The sequence below is a fragment of the Rhizobium jaguaris genome (assembly GCF_003627755.1).
Lineage (GTDB): Bacteria > Pseudomonadota > Alphaproteobacteria > Rhizobiales > Rhizobiaceae > Rhizobium > Rhizobium jaguaris.
Genome location: NZ_CP032694.1, coordinates 4,033,907 through 4,052,121 on the forward strand (window position 1 = coordinate 4,033,907; position 18,215 = coordinate 4,052,121).

General features: G+C 60.9%; 17 protein-coding genes and 1 riboswitch. Of the genes, 9 read left to right on the forward strand and 8 right to left on the reverse strand.

The window, feature by feature from the left end:
• Positions 1-127: 127 nt before the first annotated feature.
• A complete protein-coding gene (locus tag CCGE525_RS19655) occupies positions 128-835 on the reverse strand; it encodes a hemerythrin domain-containing protein (RefSeq protein WP_120705747.1) in 708 nt (235 codons plus the stop codon).
• A 167-nt stretch (positions 836-1,002) separates the two neighbouring features.
• Here CCGE525_RS19655 and CCGE525_RS19660 point away from each other — a divergent pair, with 167 nt between their 5' ends.
• From CCGE525_RS19660 to CCGE525_RS19695, 8 genes are all read left to right on the forward strand, one after another.
• Entirely contained in the window at positions 1,003-1,479 is a 477-nt protein-coding gene (locus CCGE525_RS19660; protein WP_120705748.1) for a hypothetical protein, read from the forward strand.
• Positions 1,476-2,822, forward strand: coding sequence for a GAF domain-containing protein (locus CCGE525_RS19665; RefSeq protein ID WP_120705749.1), 1,347 nt, complete (start codon positions 1,476-1,478; stop codon positions 2,820-2,822). Before CCGE525_RS19660 ends, CCGE525_RS19665 begins: the two co-directional genes overlap by 4 nt.
• A gap of 572 nt (positions 2,823-3,394) precedes the next feature.
• A complete protein-coding gene (locus CCGE525_RS19670) occupies positions 3,395-5,002 on the forward strand; it encodes an arylsulfatase (protein ID WP_120706506.1) in 1,608 nt (535 codons plus the stop codon).
• Positions 5,003-5,159: 157 nt separating this feature from the next.
• A riboswitch (TPP riboswitch) is annotated at positions 5,160-5,274 on the forward strand.
• Entirely contained in the window at positions 5,265-5,873 is a 609-nt protein-coding gene (locus CCGE525_RS19675) for a YkoF family thiamine/hydroxymethylpyrimidine-binding protein (RefSeq protein ID WP_120705750.1), read from the forward strand. (Overlaps the previous riboswitch by 10 nt.)
• A gap of 16 nt (positions 5,874-5,889) precedes the next feature.
• Complete coding sequence (locus CCGE525_RS19680; RefSeq protein ID WP_120705751.1) at positions 5,890-6,696, forward strand: ABC transporter permease; 807 nt, start codon at positions 5,890-5,892, stop codon at positions 6,694-6,696.
• 26 nt (positions 6,697-6,722) lie between these two features.
• Entirely contained in the window at positions 6,723-7,478 is a 756-nt protein-coding gene (locus CCGE525_RS19685) for an ABC transporter ATP-binding protein (protein ID WP_120706507.1), read from the forward strand.
• Positions 7,479-7,489: 11 nt separating this feature from the next.
• Complete coding sequence (locus CCGE525_RS19690; protein WP_120705752.1) at positions 7,490-8,506, forward strand: ABC transporter substrate-binding protein; 1,017 nt, start codon at positions 7,490-7,492, stop codon at positions 8,504-8,506.
• Between the two features lie 71 nt (positions 8,507-8,577).
• Positions 8,578-9,828 (forward strand): acyltransferase family protein, encoded by a 1,251-nt coding sequence (locus CCGE525_RS19695; RefSeq protein ID WP_120706508.1) that lies wholly within the window; start codon positions 8,578-8,580, stop codon positions 9,826-9,828.
• A gap of 40 nt (positions 9,829-9,868) precedes the next feature.
• Here CCGE525_RS19695 and CCGE525_RS19700 read toward each other — a convergent pair whose 3' ends face one another.
• Genes CCGE525_RS19700 through CCGE525_RS19710 form a run of 3 tightly spaced genes read right to left on the reverse strand, consistent with a single transcriptional unit; the run spans position 9,869 to position 13,658 of the window.
• Positions 9,869-10,990, reverse strand: coding sequence for a mandelate racemase/muconate lactonizing enzyme family protein (locus tag CCGE525_RS19700; RefSeq protein WP_120705753.1), 1,122 nt, complete (start codon positions 10,988-10,990; stop codon positions 9,869-9,871).
• Between the two features lie 21 nt (positions 10,991-11,011).
• Positions 11,012-12,511, reverse strand: coding sequence for an aldehyde dehydrogenase (locus tag CCGE525_RS19705; RefSeq protein ID WP_120705754.1), 1,500 nt, complete (start codon positions 12,509-12,511; stop codon positions 11,012-11,014).
• A 1-nt stretch (position 12,512) separates the two neighbouring features.
• Positions 12,513-13,658 (reverse strand): iron-containing alcohol dehydrogenase, encoded by a 1,146-nt coding sequence (locus tag CCGE525_RS19710; RefSeq protein ID WP_120706509.1) that lies wholly within the window; start codon positions 13,656-13,658, stop codon positions 12,513-12,515.
• 116 nt (positions 13,659-13,774) lie between these two features.
• Between CCGE525_RS19710 and CCGE525_RS19715 the strand changes: the two genes are divergently transcribed.
• Positions 13,775-14,680 carry a LysR substrate-binding domain-containing protein gene (locus CCGE525_RS19715; RefSeq protein WP_120705755.1) on the forward strand — a complete coding sequence of 302 codons (906 nt, stop codon included), beginning with the start codon at positions 13,775-13,777 and terminating at the stop codon, positions 14,678-14,680.
• A 93-nt stretch (positions 14,681-14,773) separates the two neighbouring features.
• On the opposite strand, the gene tnpA is transcribed toward CCGE525_RS19715, so the two are convergent.
• The 4 genes from tnpA to CCGE525_RS19735 form a co-directional block, all read right to left on the reverse strand.
• Entirely contained in the window at positions 14,774-15,208 is a 435-nt protein-coding gene (gene tnpA, locus CCGE525_RS19720; RefSeq protein ID WP_120663694.1) for an IS200/IS605 family transposase, read from the reverse strand.
• Between the two features lie 171 nt (positions 15,209-15,379).
• Positions 15,380-15,787 (reverse strand): F0F1 ATP synthase subunit epsilon, encoded by a 408-nt coding sequence (locus CCGE525_RS19725; RefSeq protein WP_120705756.1) that lies wholly within the window; start codon positions 15,785-15,787, stop codon positions 15,380-15,382.
• Between the two features lie 75 nt (positions 15,788-15,862).
• Complete coding sequence (gene atpD, locus CCGE525_RS19730) at positions 15,863-17,293, reverse strand: F0F1 ATP synthase subunit beta (RefSeq protein WP_120705757.1); 1,431 nt, start codon at positions 17,291-17,293, stop codon at positions 15,863-15,865.
• Between the two features lie 23 nt (positions 17,294-17,316).
• On the reverse strand, positions 17,317-18,201 hold the full coding sequence (locus tag CCGE525_RS19735; RefSeq protein WP_120705758.1) for a F0F1 ATP synthase subunit gamma: 885 nt from the start codon (positions 18,199-18,201) through the stop codon (positions 17,317-17,319).
• Positions 18,202-18,215: the final 14 nt, after the last annotated feature.

The window sequence follows — 18,215 nt, forward strand, 5'->3', positions numbered from 1 at the left end:
ACCAGCCACGGCGCGGACACTCGGCCGGGATGCCAGCCTCGCCCTTCGGCTTGCACATGTTTCTTCTCCGGAAATTCTTGGGCGATGCTGCAGACGGAGATTCGATCCTCCGTCCGCAGTCGCTTTCTCAGGCCACCAGCTTCAGCGCGTCGGCAAGCTGGGCGAAGTCGATGGCCGAAAGACCCGGACGGACGGCGAAATCGATGACTGCCTGGAAGATTTCCGGCGGAGCATCCTTCTTCATGGCGCCCAAGAGTGCCGCGCGCTCCGCCGGATTAATCGCCGGGATCATGATGCGCATGAAGGCCATGCTCTTTTCCGGCGGCAGGGAGGCGATGATGTCCATCTCGATGCCGAGGATTTCGTTGTCGGTGAAGTTGCGCCACAGTAGAGGGCCGGTCACAGTCTCCTCCTCGTGCATATGCGCGAAGTCGTCGGCGATATAGGCGGCAAAGGCGAGATAAAGCTTGCGGCCGCAAGCGGCCTTGTGCAGCGGCCAGGCCTTTTCCCAGGCGACGATCAGCTCTTCCAGTTCGCGGAAGGCGGTGCGATGGTCGTCGTGCTGCTCGTCCAGCGTGACGGTCGAGACCCCCTTGGCGGCGAGCGCGACATGGATGTGGTCGTCCTCGTGACTGACGTGGGAAGCGGCGAGCATCAGGTAGTTGCGCAGGTCGCCGATCAGGAAGACCGCCTCCTCAGCATTGTGAAAATCGGCGGTGGCGAGGCGTCCGAGCAGGTCGCAGCCGGCCTTGCGCAGGCCCTTGTGTATCGCGCCGTAGATGTCGTAACGGCCGTTGAGATCGGGAATGCTGGTAAGCGAGAATTCGTGGCTCATGATGGTTTCCTCTCGGTTGGCCGGCGCCTCTCCCTGTGCGCCGGGCTGATCGCCGAGAGATAGCCGAGGCCTTTCCGAGGCGCTTCCTAAAACCATCCTAAGCAATTGGGACGATTGCTAAGAATATCCTAAGTAATTATCATCCTCGCATTTCAGGGGGAAAAGCATTGCTGGGGCGGGAACTCGCAGAATTTATAGAAAGTCCCGTCATGATCTTGTTCGCGACGCGCGACGAGGCCGGCCGGCCGATGATTGGCCGCGGTTCCGGCGTACGCTTCGACCGGCAGAGCGGACGTCTACGCTTTCTCGCGTCCCGCTGCCAATGGCCGAGGGCCGTGGGCGAGGCGCTGGCCGGCCGGCCGATTGCCACGACCTACGTGCGGGCAGCCGACTACAAGGCCTGCCAGATCAAGGGGCGGATCCTGGAGGCGGGGCCGGCGGATGCCGCTTGTCGGGCGTTGGGCCAGGCCTATGTCGCAGAACAGCTCGCGCGGATGCTGGCGCTCGGCGTTACCCGGATGCAACTCTCCAGCACGCTCTCTGACCGGGAACTCGTCTGCCTGACGATCGAGCCACAAGAAATCTTCGAGCAGACGCCGGGGCCAGGCGCAGGACGCAGGCTGACGCCGGAAGCCGTCGCATGATTCCGCTCGAAAGTCTGCGGGACAGTTTCGAGGGCGTCATTCCCTCCGTCATCGCCACGACCGATGCGGACGGAATACCCAATATCTCCTATCTATCGCATGTGCATTACGTCGACGGGACGCATGTCGCGCTCTCCAATCAGTTCTTCTCCAAGACCGCCGCCAATGTGGCGCGCAACGGGTTCGCGACCGTGATGGTGGTCGACGGTTATAGCGGTCAGCAGCACGTGCTCGACCTGGTGTTCGCGCGCTCCGAGACGGAGGGCGAGATCTTCGAGCGGGTGGCGATCCATCTGGCGATCCTGGAAGCCCGGATGAGCGGGATCATGAAGCTGCGTGCCGTCGACATCTACCGGGTGGATGACTGTCGGGCCGTGCCGGCCGCCAATCCGCTGGTCGAGCCGGAGCCGCTCGTGCTGCCCGACCTGATGGGCAAGGTGGCGAGGTTGACGGCGCGGATGTCGGACTGCGGCGATCCAGAAACGCTGCTCGACGCGACGCTTGAGGGCCTCGGCGAGCTCTTCGGCTACCGGCATTCCATGGTGCTGGTGCCGGACGGCGAACGCGGCGGGCTGACGACGATCGCCAGCCGCGGCTACGACCAGTTTGGCTTTGGCGCCGAGGTTCCGCTCGGGCGCGGCATTATCGGTGTCGCAGCCGAGCGACGGCGCAATGTGCGGATCACTGACCTCAGTCGCGGCCAGCGCTACATCCAGGCGGTGCGGGCCATGGCTGGGGTCGAGGATGCGACGCCGATCCCGCTTCCGGCGCTTGACAAGCCACTCAGCCAAATCGCACTGCCGCTTGCCTCGCGAGGAAGGCTCGTCGGCGTGCTGTTTTCGGAATCGACGGAGCGGTTCACCTTCCGCCATCGCGACGAGGAGGCGCTGACCGTCATCACCGCGCATCTCGCCACCGCGCTCTCCTTCCTTTCCGAGGAACGCGAGCGGGCGGAAACAGACCGGCGCGAGAAGACGGAGGCGTCGACCGACAAGGCCGGGAGCGTGTCCGAGGGTCGCCGCATCGCCGTGCGCTTCTATCCGCGCGACGGTTCGCTGTTCGTCGACGACGACTATCTCATCCGCGGCGTGCCGGGGCGGCTGCTCCTGCATTTCCTCGAAGACTATGTGCGCACCGGCAAGCAGGACTTTCTGAACCGCGAGATCCGCCGCGACCGGCGCCTGCAACTGCCGGATTTCAAGGACAATCTGGAGACCCGCCTGATCTTGCTGCGCCGGCGACTGGAGGAAAAGGCGGGCCCGATCATGCTTGAGCGCGCCGACCGCGGCCGCCTGCGGCTCACCCTTGCCGGTTATCCCGAGATTGAGGTGATGGAAGACTGACCGCGCCCCTTTACGCCACAAATGGCCATGGGGAGTCCATGAAACTTCACTGCAACCGAGGTTTTCACACCAAAAAGTGATCGCTTCCTCGCTGGGAGCCACCCTAAAGGATAATATCGCTTTCGGAGATTCATCATTATGATGCAACCTGGGGAAATGCGATGGCGCGTAGTCATTGCTCCCGGCGGCCTTGGACCAGCTTTGCAGGGCAGTTTTCGCGGAAGCTAAAGGTGTTGTGCTAGCCCCCGCGCTTGCTTCGGTCCGATTTAGTAGTCCCACTTCCCATGCCGCTCGAACTGGGCTGACCCAATAACTTTAAGGCCGTCCTGAGGGCGAGGACCGATGACATGCAAGCAGTGACGGATGAGCAAATTGCTGCAATTTACTGAGGATGGTCACCCCGGCACTGCTTGATCCTGTTGAAGAACCGTTCGGCCAGGATTGATCGTGAAGTTCGACCCCGTTGACCGAACTGCGTCACCGAAAAACGGGAGGACCCGATCGATGAAATTCGGACACACACACTAGCGCGTGGGCTGTTGGCGGGCTTGGCCGTCACGGCGCTGTCAAACATGCCGGCTTGGGCGCAGGAGCAGAAGCGACCCAACATCATTATGTTGATGACGGACGATACCGGCTGGAACGATTTCGGCGCATATTCAGGAGGAGGCGCCGCCCTCGGCCATCCAACCCCCAACGTTGACCGCATCGCCAAGGAGGGTGCGCTGTTCACCTCCTGGTACGGCCAGGCAAGCTGCACTGCGGGCCGCTCCTCCTTTATAACCGGCCGTATTCCGATCCGCTCAGCCCTCTCGATCGTGGTGGCTCCCGGCGATGAAAATGCCATCAAGAAAGAAACCCCGACCATCGCCGAGTTCTTCAAGAAGAACGGTTACTTGACCTACTTTTCGGGCAAGTGGCATCTCGGCGACAAGCCGGAGGCCTACCCGATCGAGCACGGCTTCGATGAGATGAAGGAGTTTGCCGCCTACTATCCTGGCGTCTACACCTACGCCGACACCACCAGATACTTTCATCCCTGGTTCCCGTCCTACAATCCAGAGTTCAAGAACGCCTATTTCGACGTCGTGAACATGTATGAGTGGGAGGGTACGGCCGGTCAGCCGGCAAGGAAAGTCAGCGAAATCACCTACGACTATCTGGCGACATTCGACACAAGGCAGACAGATTCCGCGATCGATTACATCAAGGAGCACGCCAAGGACGACAAGCCCTTCTTCATGGATGTGAATTTCATGAAGATGCACAATCCAACCAATCCCAACCCGAAATTTGCCGGCAAGTCGCACCTCGGCGATTACTCGGACGCGCTGTTGGAGCTTGACGACGATATTGGGCGCGTGATGGATGAAATCCGCCTTGAGGCGCCCAACACGATCGTCATCGTGACCGCAGACAACGGTGCGTGGCAGGACGCCTATCCCGACGGAGGCACCACGCCGTTCCGTGGTGAGAAAGGCACTGCTTTTGAGGCGGGTTGGCGCGTACCGGGGCTGATGTGGTGGCCCGGACACATCCCGGCCGGCGCGAAGTACGACGAAATGATGTCGCATATCGATTGCTGGGCAACGCTCGCCAAGATGGCGGGGTTGACCCCGCCGCCGCATGGCGCATGGACCGACAACGACGGCAAGCCGATCTATTTCGACAGCATCGACAATAGCGACTACATCCTCGGGAATGCAAAGCACTCGGCCCGACGGTCGTGGGTCTACATTGACGGCGAAAACTTCATGGGCGCACGCGCGGATGTCGCAGGCGATCCAAGCAACCCCGACCTCAACATCGCGTGGAAATATTTGTGGACGGCCAAGGACACTTGGCTTGGTGCAGAGCAGGATCTCGGCGCGACTGGCGCTGTCTACAATTTAACCATGGACCCGTTCGAGAGGTATGACATGTTGTTCAACGGTGCGGTTGCATCGCGCCTTGCCGGACCCTCGCCCGGAAAATGGGCGGGACAGGACAACGGCTGGGCCGCCGCGCTGATCGTTCCTGTCGTCATGGAGTTCAACAAATCAATTGTTGATTTCCCGAGTATCAAGCGCGTGCCCGGAGGAGCTTCGACCGACTGGCGGCCCGATCTCCAGCGGCCGGACAATCCAGTGCCCTTGATCGATATGAAGCGTCCGCCCAGGGTGTCGGTCACCGGCGACTAGCGGCCGCGCTTTAAGGCACATGTAGTTGAATAGATCTGTCGCCGCTCTACTACTCGGCGGGGCAAGCTGCAGGTGGGTCGATAGCTCGACCCACCTGCAGCTTGCCGACACCTGAATATTTGTCATTGCGTTGTCAAAAGACCGGTGCTAGCTTCCGCGCCGTTCACAGGGGAGCTCCGTAAAGCCGGGGCTGAGATGTGAGGCGACATGCCTCCGGACCCTTCAAAGCTGATCTGGGTAATGCCAGCGGAGCGAGGTTAAAATGTTCTCAGGCGCGCAAGTATCCCTGTATCCCATGTCCGGCAATTTCGCCGGCATCATTTTCGACGCCATCAAGGCGCTCGACCCCTACCGTGATGCGCTTCGTATCGAAACCGACGATATTTCCACGCTTCTGGTCGGCCCGCCCGATGTGCTGCTCGCGGCCATGCGCGATCTCTTCGTCTTTGCCGCACGCTCCGGCGAACATTGCGTGCTCTCGGCCGCCGTCTCGCGCGGCTGCCCCGGCGAACCGGACGATCCGATTTGCGGCGTCAATCTCGGGGACGGCATCAAGGCGTCGCTTGCCGAGCGTATTGATGCGGCGCTGACCGCCGTTGCCACGACACCGGTCACAGATCAGCCGTCAGCTGCGCAATTCTCGCTGTATGTCATGGGCACCGGCGACCATATGGACGAGATCTATGGCTGCATCGACTTCCTGAAACGGTCGGGCACCTTCGATAAGGCCAAGAACTTCTCCACCAAGCTGCGGGGCGATGCCGGCGCCATCTTCGCCACCCTGCAGCAGGCCTTCGTCAATTTCGGTCCGCCCGAAGGCCATGTCACCCTGGACGTCACGGTATCCGCAAACAGCCCGACCAGAGCCTGATCAGAGCTTATCGGTCATGTCACGACGCCTGCCCGCATTTGCGCCATCTGCGCTTCCCACTGCCATTATCGGCGCCTTGTCGGCGATTGCCGCTGCCGTGGGTTTCCTGGCCCTTTGGGAACTCTATGCCGATTTCTCCGGCATCCGCCCGTCGATCCTGCCGGCGCCCTCGCGCGTTCTGGCGCAAGGCTGGATCAACCGGCAGGCGCTGATCGACAACACATGGCCAACGCTCAGCGCCACGCTCGCAGGCTTCGGCTGCTCGCTCGGCGTCGCCTTCGTCTTTTCGGTGCTAATGGACTTCGCCCGGCCGGTGCGCCGCGCGCTGTTTCCGCTCTTCGTCGTCAGCCAAACCTTGCCGTTGGTGGCGATTGCGCCACTCATCGTGCTCTGGTTCGGCTTCGGCCTAGTGCCGAAGATCCTGCTCGTCGCCCTCGTCACCTTCTTCCCGATGCTGGTGGCGTTGCTTCAGGGCTATGAGGCGACGGACAAGGATATCCACGAGTTGCTGATCTCGATGAAGGCCTCGCGCTGGCGGATATTCTTCCTGGCCCGTCTGCCTTCGGCGCTGCCCTATTTCTTCGCGGGCTTGAGGATCGCGATCACCTATGCCGTCGTCGGCGCCATCTTCGCAGAATATGCCGGCGCCGCCAAAGGGCTGGGCATCTACATTCTCAACGCAAAGAACAATTTTCGCCCCGATCTCGTGCTCGCCGCGGTCTTCGTCAGCGCCGGCCTGACGCTCGCACTATTTGCGATCACCGTTCTGCTCGGCCATCTGGCGATGCCCTGGCGCCATAGCGAAAGGCCGACATCGCCATGACACTACAAGCAATGGCCTTACAGGCAATGACCGCGCACAGATTGGAATTCCGTGGGATATCCAAATCCTTCGGCACCATGACCGTACTGGACGACATCTCGCTCACCGTCAACGACGGCGAATTCGTTACCATCGTCGGCCCCTCCGGCGCCGGCAAATCCACCATCCTGCGGCTCTTGACCGGCACTGAGAAGGCGAGCAGTGGCGACATTGTCTTCGATCGCCAGCCGCTCTCCGAAAGCGCCGCCACCTTCGCCTTCATGCCGCAGCGCGACGCACTGATGCCCTGGAGCCGGATCATCGACAATGCCACGCTCGGCCTTCGCGTTCAGGGCATGGACAGGAAGGCGGCGCGGGCCATCGTCAAGCCATTATTCGAGCCCTTCGGTCTTGCAGGTTTCGAAAATTATTATCCGGCTCAGCTTTCCGGTGGCATGCGCCAGCGCGTCGCTCTACTGCGCACCGTCGTGCAGAAGCACGACATGCTGCTGCTCGACGAGCCCCTTGGTGCCCTCGATGCGCTGACGCGCACGCAGATGCAGGAATGGTTGCAGACCATGTGGGCCGATCACCGTTGGACCGCGCTGCTGATCACCCATGACGTCCGCGAGGCCGTATTCCTCTCCGACCGCATCTATGTGCTTTCACCGCGCCCCGCGCGGATCATCCGCGAAATCCACGTGCCCGTGCCGCGCCCGCGCAAGCTGGCCGATCTTGCCGACGCCTCCGTCCGCGATATCGAGGCCGACATTCTCGAAACCTTGCTTCATCGACCCTCTTGAAGGAGACCGCCATGCCGCTTCTGACGCGCCGCCAAGCCCTTGCCCTGACGCTTGCCTCCGCCACCCTGCCGTTCGCCCGCACAGCATTTGCGGCCGCCGAGCCGGCCCAGGTAAAGATCGCCCTCGACTGGACGCCGAACACCAATCACATCGGCCTCTATGTCGCCCAGGCGAAGAATTTCTACAAGGATGCCGGGCTCGATGTACAGATCCTGCCCTATACCGATACCGAGGCCGGTACGCTGGTTGCCAACGGCGTTGCCGATTTCGGCATCACCGGGCCGATCGGGGTCTTTACCCAACGCGCCGCCGGCGCCGACATCAAGGGTGTCTATGCCGTCGTGCAGACCGAGACCGGCCGCGTCATCTTCAACGACAGCCGTAAGGATATCCAGCACCCGAAAGATCTTGATGGCAAAACCTATGGCGGTTTCGGCAGCGCCTGGGAAAACGCCCTGATCTCCGCCATCATCCGCAATGACGGCGGAGAAGGCAAATTCAATACGGTCACGCTCGGCACCTCGGCCTACGAGGCGCTCGCCAACGGCTCGGTCGACTTCACGCTCGAGGTCTACACGTGGGAAGGGATCGAGGCTCAGCTCGAGAAGAAGGCGGTGCGCCGCTTCCGCTATAGCGACTATGGCGTTCCGGACGAGCAGACGACATTGATCGCCTCGAGTGACGCCTATATCGCCAAGAACCCCGAGGCGGCCAAAGCTTTCATCCAGGCGACGAAACGCGGGTTCGATTACTCTGTCGATCATCCCGACGAATCCGCAGATCTGTTGATCGCGGGCGCCAACGGTGCGCTCACCAACACGGATCTCGTCAAGGCATCCCTCAAGGAGCTCATCGCCGGCCACTACCTCAAGACTGCCGACGGCAAAAGCGGCGTCATCGATCCCGCCAAGACGCTGGCGCTCGGCGATTTCCTCTTCGCTCACGGCATCCTGCTGGACGGCCAGGGCGCAGTTCTCAAGGATAAGCCGGATTTCAGCACCTATTACACAAACGCGCTGTTCGGCTAAACTCACCCATACTTGCCGACACCTTCGCGATGCCCTAACCAAGTATCGAGGAAGGTGTCTGCGGGATGAGGATCGGGAAAGAGACACGTCTGGGAGGAGCGGATTTCATGCGCGCCGTGGCGTGCCTGATGGTGCTCGTCCATCATCTCGCGCTCCGGATGGATTTCAACAAAATCCCCCCGACGTTGGACCTAACCTTCATATTGGCGCGCTTCGGCAATCACGGCGTCTCGGTCTTTTTCGTTCTCAGCGGCTTTCTTCTCTCGCGCCCCTTCTGGCTGGCGTTGGATAGAGCCCAGCCGTTACCTTCATTGAAGATCTACACCATGCGCCGCGCCGCGCGCATCCTGCCGGGCTTCTGGGTCGCCCTCACAGTCGGCTTCGTGCTTAGTTTCACGATCTATGGATTTCCGCTCGATGGAGAGTTGACCGGCCGTTACATCGCCGGCTTCTTCCTGATGAGCCAATGGCATTGGCGCACCTTTTTTCCGGTACAGGGCGACGGGCCGCTATGGTCGATCCCTTTCGAGACAACCTGCTACATCCTTTTGCCGATCGGCTTCCTGCTGCTGTTCAATGCGATGCCGAGATCGCGCTCCGCTCTCCTCAGCCGCCTCCTCTGGATCGGCATTATCGCGGCCTCGCTGGTCGGCCATTGGCTGGTAGTGACTTATCTCCCGACAGACAGAGGCGGGCGGGGATGGCAATTTGGCTTCCAAGGCGGCGCCAAGGAATGGATGCCACGCTACAACCCCATCGGCTTCTTCGCGATATTTGCGATCGGCGCGCTGGCGGCCGGAATCCAGACGATTATCCCACCCCGCCGCTCGGTTATCTATGATGTCATCGGAGTGCTCGCGATGGTCATGGGCGCATGGCAGTTGCCGCAGTCCATCGGCGGCGCGGCGGAAGGCTATGCCTGGCTTGGCATTCCCTATCAATTCCCGCTGTTTCCCCTGGCGGTCGCCATCGCCCTCTGCGTTCTGCCGCAGTCGGCCTTTTTGGGAAGAGTCCTCGACAACCGTGTCACCCGCTATGTCGCCACCGTCTCCTTCGGTGTCTATATCTGGCAGGATATCGTGCTGACGCTGATGAAGACGATCTTCCCGTCGACCTTCGGCACCGGCTCTGACGACGTGCTTGGCGGATGGATCACATCGAGCCTCGTCGCAACCGTCATCATCTTCGCGATCGGCACCATCAGCTATTTTTTACTGGAACGCCCGGTCATTTACTGGGCCCGCGCCCGCGAGCGGGCGACACCGATAAAGCCTATATCCGACAAAAAAGCCGCCCAAGGGAAACCATTGGGCGGCAGATAAGGTGGGAAACGAAACTCGACCACGATGGCCGAGCATCAGGTCAGATGCGGGTGGCTTTCAGACGCTCTTCATCGAGAACAACGCCGAGGCCGGGAGATAGCCCCAAATCCAGCCAGCCCTCATCGTGCTTGAGCGGCATCGCCATCGGATAGTCACGACGGGCCTCGCTCCATTCCGGATTGTCATACGGATATTCAAGCCAAGGCGCGTCGCCGACACCCGCGGTCAAATGCGCGTTCGCCAGCACACCGATACCATTCGTCCATGAGTGCGGCGTAAATTGGACACCCGCCTCGCGCGCCTGGTAGGCGAGCCGCCGGCAACCGGTAATGCCGCCGACCAGCGCAACATCGGGCTGGACGACGTCAAAGGCGCGCTCTTCGATGATGTCCCGGAATTCATAGAGCTCGCGCGTCATCTCGCCGCCGGCGATACGCACTGAAGTCGCCTGCTTTAGCTCCTTCATGCCCTTGCGGTCGGAGCGGTGCAGCGGCTCCTCCATCCAGTAGATGCCGAGCCGCTCCAGCTCTTTCGCAACCGCCAGCGCGTCCTTGAAGGTCCAGGGCAATGTCGTGTCCCAGGGCATGCGCCAACCCTGGTTGCAGTCGACCATCAGCTCCAGCTTGTTGCCGACGCGGGCGCGGATCGCCTCCAGAGCCTTCACATCATCCCGCCAGCTGATGCGCCCGCCTGAGGATGAAGAAAAGCGAACCTTCATCGCCGGAAAGCCTTCTTCGAGATAACGTTCCGCCTGCTCCGCCATCGCAGCCGGCTCGCGCAGCACGCCGGAGGAAGCATAGAGCCGCACACGGCCGGCACGACCGCCGAGCATCCGCCAGACGGGCTCGCCGGTGATCTTGCCGGAGAGATCCCAGAGCGCCAGGTCCATCGGCCAGCAGCGGCCATAGTGGAAATTGATATGCGACAGGACTTCGTAGTGACGCTCCAGATGCCGCGGGTCCTCGCCGATGAATAGGTCCTCGTGCCCCTCGAAACCCTTCATGAGATCGCCGGAGCCGATGCCCTCGCGGCCCTCATCGTCTCTGACACGAACGATCGTCGCATCGAAATGCCGGCGCGGCCGCCCGTCCCAGCTCGCCTTGAACGGCGGATCGAGCGGCAGCCGATGGTGGGTGATCTCAATGGAAACGATCTTGCTCATGGTCGTGCCTCCCCGCAAACCTCAGCCGAACTGCTGCCAGATGGTCTTGTAGTCGCAATATTTGTCGATCGCATGCACCGAGCGGTCGCGGCCGAAACCGGATTGCTTGAAGCCGCCGAAGGGTGTCGCGAAATTCGACATATCGTACGTGTTGATCCACACCGTCCCCGCGTGGATCGCCTCGGAAAAGCGATGGGCGCGATCCATGTCCTTGGTGAAGACGGCGCCGGCCAGGCCGTAGATCGTGTCGTTGGCGATCTTGAGCGCCTCCTCCTCGGTTTCGAAGGGGATGGCGGCGAGCACCGGCCCAAAAATCTCCTGACGCGCCAGGCTCATATCGTTGGTCACATCGACGAAGACGCCGGGAGAGACATAGTAACCGCCGGTTTCGCTCAGCACCCGCTCGGCGCCGAACGCGCGTCGAGCCCCCTCCTTCTCACCTGCAGCGATCATGCCGAGCACCTTGTTCATATGCTCTTCCTCGATCAGCGCACCGATCTGGGCGGACGGATCGAGCGGGTGCTTGAGCGCGATATCGGACCGCGTCACCGCCTCGATCTTCGCAATCAGCTTTTCCTGCACCGAGCGCTGTACGATCAGCCGCGTCGAGGCATGGCAGGTTTCGCCGGAATTGTAGAAGCAACCCCAGGCGGCGGCACTCGCTGCCGCATCGAGATCGGCGTCTTCAAAGACGACCAGCGGCGACTTGCCGCCGAGTTCGAGCGCCACACGCTTGACGTTCGACTGTGCCGCATAGCCCATGATCAGCTTTCCAACCTCGGTCGAGCCGGTGAAGGCGATCATGTCGACATCCATGTGCAGTGCCAAGGGCTTGCCGGTTTCTTCGCCGTAACCGGTGACGACGTTGAGAACGCCGGCGGGCAGGCCAGCTTCGAAGGCGAGTTCAGCCAGGCGGATGGCCGAGAGCGAGGATTGTTCCGCCGGCTTCAGCACCACGGAGTTACCGGCCGCGATGGCCGGACCAAGCTTCCAGGCATCGATGATCATCGGATAATTCCACGGCGTAATTGCCCCGACGACGCCAATCGGCACCTTGCGCACCAAAGCACGGGCATTCGGCCCGGTCGGCGCGATCTCGTCATACATTTTGTCGATCATCTCGCCGTAGAACTGGATGCCGTCGGCGCAAAGGCGCACGTCGACGGTGAGCGAGGCCATGACCGGTTTGCCGACGTCAAGCGTTTCCAGCATGGCGAGTTCTTCGCCATGGGCGCGGATGAGCTCGGCCCAACGGAGCATAATCTTCTTCTTTTCCAGCGGCTCCTTTCTACGCCAAACACCGCTTTCGAAGGCGGCACGCGCGGCAGCAACGGCTGCGTCGACGTCAGCAGCATTGCCGCGAGCCAATTCCGCCCCCCGCTCGCCATCCATTGGACGGATGCGAGTGAAGGTCGCTCCGGAAGACGAGGCGCGATAGGCACCGTCGACGAAATGCCGTCCCTCGAGCTTGAGGCCGGACAGAACGTCTTCCCAATAGTCGCGTGTGTAAGTCTTGGTCATCTCAAATTCCTTTCGGCAGTGCCATGACGGCAGCGGCGAAGCGGTCGATATCGGCATCCGTCACATCGCGGATGGTCGAACGCCGCATTGGCTGGTTTTCCGGAGCGCGCATTTCTCGGGCGAGATCCGTCGTATCAAAGGGTTTGAAAGCTGCCGGCAAGGCGCGGACGACGCCGCAACGGTCCATCCAATCGGAGAAGAAGGCAGGCAGCGCCGCTGCGTTTTCGAGGCCGCAAGCTTTGGCGGCAGCGTTGAGGTCAACCGTATCCACCTCGGCCAGCCAGGGCAGCGCGGCTTCGAAACCGAGGGCGGTTGCGAGCCCATGGTGAACCGGTGCAAGACCCGCCAGCGCATGACTGATATTATGGGCAATTGCCGTGCCGCAATTGTCGATGGCGATGCCAGCGAGGCAGGACCCGAACAGGACATCGCCCCGCGCTTCGATATTGCCGGGCTCCTTCACGGCCGTTTCCAGCGCGCCGGTGATCAGCCGTAGCGCCTGATGTGCGTAGAGCTGCCCACCGCGATGCGTGTTGCGGTTCGTCGCCGCCTCGAAGGCATGGATGAAGGCGTCGAGGCCGCACCAGGCGGTGAGATCGGCCGGCAGCGTTGTCGTCAGAGCCGGATCAAGAATGACGAGATCGGCCTTGGTCTCTGCCCCCCAGATCCAGAGTTTCTTGCCCTCCGGGCCCGCGAAAATATTGGTGGCCGAGGTCTCCGAGCCGGTGCCGGCCGTCGTCGGCACCATGATCTTCTTCAGAGGACTCTTGGGTAGGGGATTGGCGGCGAGTGCGTAGAACATCGGGTCTTCGCCCGACGCCGCGCAACAGGCGACAATCTTGGCGATGTCCAGCGCCGAGCCGCCGCCAACGCCGATCACCATATCCGCGTCCTTCGCCGCCTCTATCGCCGCGCGGACATGCGCGAGCTTTGGCTCGCCGGAGAAATCGGAGAAGATCTGCGCGGTGATGCCAGCTTCCGCCAGATCGCCCTTGATCCTATCCGCAAGGCCCGACCGGGCCAGGAACGCGTCGATCACCAGGAGAGCGGCGGAAACGCCGTCGAAGGATTTAGCGGCTGCGGCGAGGCCGGACAGCGCGCCGCTGCCAAAGCGGATGTCTGGAATGGCGGAAATGGAAAAGGACATGAGGATCATCCTGGAAAGCGTAGCAAAATCGATGCCGTAATCCTGCATCACAATTTCAACTCTTCAAATCTGGCCATTTATCGGGAATATTGATGATCTGATATTATGGAGAGGCGATGCTCGAAAAAATACCGTTGGAGGCCTTCCGCGTGTTCGACGCCGCAGCCCGCGCGATGAACTTTTCCCGCGCCGGCCGCGAGCTCAACATCACCCAGGCCGCCGTCAGCCGGCGCATCAAGGGGCTGGAGGATCATCTGGGCGCCGCGCTCTTTACCCGGCGCGGCCGGAATCTCGCGCTGACGGCAGACGGCGAGCGCCTGTTCCAGCGCGTCCGCGCCACGCTCGAATATCTCGAAGAGAGCCTGGAACCTTTCCGCACCGGCACGGGCGAGATCATTTCGATCGCCGCTAGTGGCTCGGTCTCGCATCTCTGGCTCGGGCAGCGGCTCAAGGATTTCGGCAAGGAGAGCCCCGGCATCTCTGTGCGCCTGCTGACGACGGACTCGCCTTCGGAACTCGCTTCGGAGACCAACGACCTCGTCATCCTCTATTCTACCGGTGAGCATCCGCGATGGAACCTGACGCTGCTGATGAAGGAGGTGCTGGTGCCGATCGCCTCGCCGGATTATCTGGCGAGCCGCGGCCTGGAATCACGAGCGCTGACGTCGGCTGACATTGCCGGGCTGGATCTGATCGACTACGAGCGCTTCAACGCCCACTGGATCAGCTTCCGCCAATGGTTCGGCCGCATCGGCAACCCACTGAAGGGCAAGCTGCCACGACCGCGGCTTTCGTTCTCCACCTATATCATGGCAGTCGAGGCGGCCTTGCGCGGCGAAGGCATCGCACTCGGCAGCCTCGGGCTCATCGAGGAACACCTGCGCTCAGGTGCCTTGGTCACCATCGGCAACGATCGGGTCGAAAGTGGATTCGGCTACTACCTCGGCACCCCCCGCTTCCGCGCACTCTCGCCGGAAGCGGGCCAATTGCACCGGCATCTACTGGGCGGCTATCAAGGCTGATACAGACCAACGGTGCAATAAAGTCATAACCTCCACCAAAGGTGGAGGTTTGAAACGCTGCGCTTGAACCGCTAGAAGCGGTTTTGTTAGCGCTTAGTAGCTACGATTGAAGAGGTCGGCAAAGTCGGAAGCTTTGTCGGCCTTTTCCTGATTACGGATATATTGTCTGACGACCTGCTCGTTGTAGCCCGTCGTCGATACGAAATACCCGCGCGCCCAAAAGTGATAACCCTTGTAGCGGCGCTTGCGCGCATATTTGTTGGCAACGTAAAGGGCTGTCTTGCCCTTCAAAAAGCCGACAATATGCGCAACCGAGTATTTCGGCGGGATCGATATCAACATATGCACATGGTCGGGCATCAAATGACCCTCTTCGATCTGGCAGCCTTTCTGCTGTGCCAGCCGACGTAAGAGTTCTCCCAACTCACGCCGTACGTCCCCGTAGAGTCTTTTCGTTCGGTATTTGCTGCCAAAAACAACGTGATACTTGCAGTCCCACGTCGCATGCGAGAGCGTTTGCTCATCCATAGAACCTCCTTGTTCGAAGTCTGGGCCGCGCCAGCGGTTCAAGCAGGAGGTCTCTCAACTACCGTGTAGAACTCGTCCAGTCCTCCACCATAGGTGGAGGTTTATTTATGGGTATAAAAAAGCGGCCCCAAAAGGCCGCTCTCATTCGAAACCCAAACTACGTCTACCGGATTAATCTTGCCCGATTGCGCCGCGCAAACGCGTCATTTCCATGATGAAATGCTCAAGCCGCGACTTGTGCTCGTGATGTTCGACATTTTCGAGTTCTGCCTTGGCGGCATCGATACGACGCGTCAACTCGTCCTGTCTAAGGTCTTCAACCGGAATTGCGGATTCGGCAAGCAGCGTGCAGCCGGTCGGCAGGATGTCGGCGAAACCACCGAACACGACGTAGTCCTGCTTCTTGCCCGACGCCGCATGCACCTTGACGATGCCCGGCTTGATCGTGGTCATCGTCGGCGCATGATGGGCCATGACGGTCATCTCGCCTTCGCTGGCGGGGATGACGACATCGATGACGGATTCCGACAGAAGCAGACGCTCCGGAGACACGAGTTCGAAATTGAAATTGTCAGCCATGACCGGTCACTTCTCGATTGTCTTTATTTTAAGGCAACGGCGCACGAAGCCTCGCGCGCCGTTCGATTGGCCTTATCAGGCAGCCAGCTTCTTGGCCTTTTCGACCGCTTCTTCGATCGAGCCAACCATGTAGAAAGCAGCTTCCGGCAGATGGTCGTAGTCGCCGTTGACCAGGCCCTTGAAGCCCTTGATCGTGTCTTCGAGAGCGACGAGCTTGCCCGGCGAACCCGTGAACACTTCAGCGACGAAGAACGGCTGCGACAGGAAGCGCTCGATCTTGCGGGCGCGGGCAACGGCCAGCTTGTCGTCTTCGGAAAGTTCGTCCATGCCGAGGATGGCGATGATGTCTTGCAGGGCCTTGTAGCGCTGCAGCGTCGACTGAACCTTACGAGCAACTTCGTAGTGCTCTTCGCCGACGACCATCGGGTCGAGCATGCGCGAGGTGGAGTCGAGCGGGTCGACGGCCGGATAGATACCCTTTTCGGCGATCGAACGCGACAGAACCGTCGTAGCGTCCAGGTGGGCGAACGAGGTTGCCGGTGCCGGGTCGGTCAAGTCGTCGGCCGGAACGTAAATAGCCTGAACCGAGGTGATCGAGCCCGTCGTCGTCGTGGTGATGCGTTCCTGCATCTGGCCCATGTCGGTGGCCAGCGTCGGCTGATAGCCCACGGCCGAAGGAATACGGCCGAGCAGAGCCGACACTTCCGAACCTGCCTGGGTGAAGCGGAAGATGTTGTCGACGAAGAACAGAACGTCCTGACCTTCATTGCGGAAGTTTTCAGCAACCGTCAGACCGGTCAGAGCGACGCGTGCGCGTGCGCCCGGGGGCTCGTTCATCTGGCCGTAAACCAGGGCTGCCTTGGAGCCTTCACCGCCGCCATGCTTGTTGACGCCGGATTCGATCATTTCGTGATAGAGGTCGTTGCCTTCGCGGGTACGCTCACCGACGCCTGCGAACACCGAGTAACCGCCGTGCGCCTTAGCAACGTTGTTGATCAGTTCCATGATCAGAACGGTCTTGCCGACGCCCGCGCCGCCGAACAGGCCGATCTTGCCGCCCTTTGCGTAAGGTGCCAGGAGGTCAACGACCTTGATGCCCGTAACCAGGATCTGACCTTCGGTTGACTGCTCGACGTAAGCCGGAGCGTCTTGGTGGATGGCACGCTTATGGGCGGTCACCAGCGGACCGGCTTCATCGACCGGCTCGCCGATGACGTTCATGATACGGCCGAGCGTTTCGGGACCGACCGGAACCGAGATCGGCGCACCGGTGTCGGAAACCGACTGGCCGCGGACCAGACCTTCGGTGGAGTCCATGGCGATCGTGCGGACCGAATTTTCGCCAAGGTGCTGTGCGACTTCCAGAACAAGGCGGTTGCCGTTGTTGTCGGTTTCGAGAGCATTCAGGATCTTCGGCAGATCGCCATCGAAAGAAACGTCTACGACGGCGCCGATAACCTGCGTAACCTTGCCGACCGAACCTGCGGCCATAGCTGCGTCAGCCATAATCTTACCCTCTTTCCCTAACCTCAGAGCGCTTCCGCGCCCGAAATGATTTCAATCAGTTCCTTGGTGATCTGCGCCTGACGCTGACGGTTGTAATTCAGCGTCAGCTTGTTGATCATCTCACCAGCATTTCGCGTCGCATTGTCCATCGCGCTCATCTTCGCGCCCATCTCGCCGGCAACGTTCTCGAGGAGCGCGCGGAAGATCTGAACGGAGATATTGCGCGGGATCAGGTCCGCGAGGATCGAAGCCGCATCCGGCTCGTATTCATAAATAGCGCCCTTATGAGCGGTATCTTCTTCGACAACGTCCGGAGCCGAAGCCGGAATGAGCTGCTGCGCCGTCGGCACCTGGCTGATGACCGACTTGAATTCGGAATAGAACAGCGTGCAGACGTCGAACTCGCCGTTTTCGAACATCTCGATGACGCGCGTGCCGATGGCGTCCGCATTATCGAAGCCGATGCGCTTGACGTCGCGCAGCTCCTTGCGCTCGACGATCAGCGAGGCGAACTCACGACGCAGAATGTCGTAGCCCTTCTTGCCCACCGTGAAAATCTTCACGGTCTTGCCTTCGGCGATCAGCTTGCGGACGTGATCGCGGGCAAAGCGCGCGATCTGCGAGTTGAAACCGCCGCAAAGGCCGCGTTCAGCGGTGCAGACGATCAGCAAGTGTACATCGCTCTTGCCCGTACCGGTCATCAGCAGCGGCGCGGCGTCCGCGTCGCTGACAGCAGCCGTGATGTTGGCAAGAACGGCACCCATGCGTTGCGAATAAGGCCGTGCGGCCTCAGCCGCCTCCTGGGCACGCCGAAGCTTCGCCGCGGCGACCATTTTCATCGCCTTGGTGATCTTCTGTGTCGCCTTGACGGAGGCGATCCGGTTTTTCAGATCCTTAAGTGAAGGCATCCGGTATCCGTCCT

Coding starts and splice junctions, on each gene's coding strand:
- CCGE525_RS19700 (WP_120705753.1), bottom strand. CDS start 10,990: ATGAGCAAGATCGTTTCCATTGAGATCACCCACCATCGGCTGCCGCTC.
- CCGE525_RS19680 (WP_120705751.1), top strand. CDS start 5,890: ATGTCACGACGCCTGCCCGCATTTGCGCCATCTGCGCTTCCCACTGCC.
- CCGE525_RS19675 (WP_120705750.1), top strand. CDS start 5,265: ATGTTCTCAGGCGCGCAAGTATCCCTGTATCCCATGTCCGGCAATTTC.
- atpD (WP_120705757.1), bottom strand. CDS start 17,293: ATGGCTGACGCAGCTATGGCCGCAGGTTCGGTCGGCAAGGTTACGCAG.
- CCGE525_RS19665 (WP_120705749.1), top strand. CDS start 1,476: ATGATTCCGCTCGAAAGTCTGCGGGACAGTTTCGAGGGCGTCATTCCC.
- CCGE525_RS19655 (WP_120705747.1), bottom strand. CDS start 835: ATGAGCCACGAATTCTCGCTTACCAGCATTCCCGATCTCAACGGCCGT.
- tnpA (WP_120663694.1), bottom strand. CDS start 15,208: ATGGATGAGCAAACGCTCTCGCATGCGACGTGGGACTGCAAGTATCAC.
- CCGE525_RS19690 (WP_120705752.1), top strand. CDS start 7,490: ATGCCGCTTCTGACGCGCCGCCAAGCCCTTGCCCTGACGCTTGCCTCC.
- CCGE525_RS19705 (WP_120705754.1), bottom strand. CDS start 12,511: ATGACCAAGACTTACACACGCGACTATTGGGAAGACGTTCTGTCCGGC.
- CCGE525_RS19685 (WP_120706507.1), top strand. CDS start 6,723: ATGACCGCGCACAGATTGGAATTCCGTGGGATATCCAAATCCTTCGGC.
- CCGE525_RS19735 (WP_120705758.1), bottom strand. CDS start 18,201: ATGCCTTCACTTAAGGATCTGAAAAACCGGATCGCCTCCGTCAAGGCG.
- CCGE525_RS19670 (WP_120706506.1), top strand. CDS start 3,395: ATGCCGGCTTGGGCGCAGGAGCAGAAGCGACCCAACATCATTATGTTG.
- CCGE525_RS19725 (WP_120705756.1), bottom strand. CDS start 15,787: ATGGCTGACAATTTCAATTTCGAACTCGTGTCTCCGGAGCGTCTGCTT.
- CCGE525_RS19710 (WP_120706509.1), bottom strand. CDS start 13,658: ATGTCCTTTTCCATTTCCGCCATTCCAGACATCCGCTTTGGCAGCGGC.
- CCGE525_RS19715 (WP_120705755.1), top strand. CDS start 13,775: ATGCTCGAAAAAATACCGTTGGAGGCCTTCCGCGTGTTCGACGCCGCA.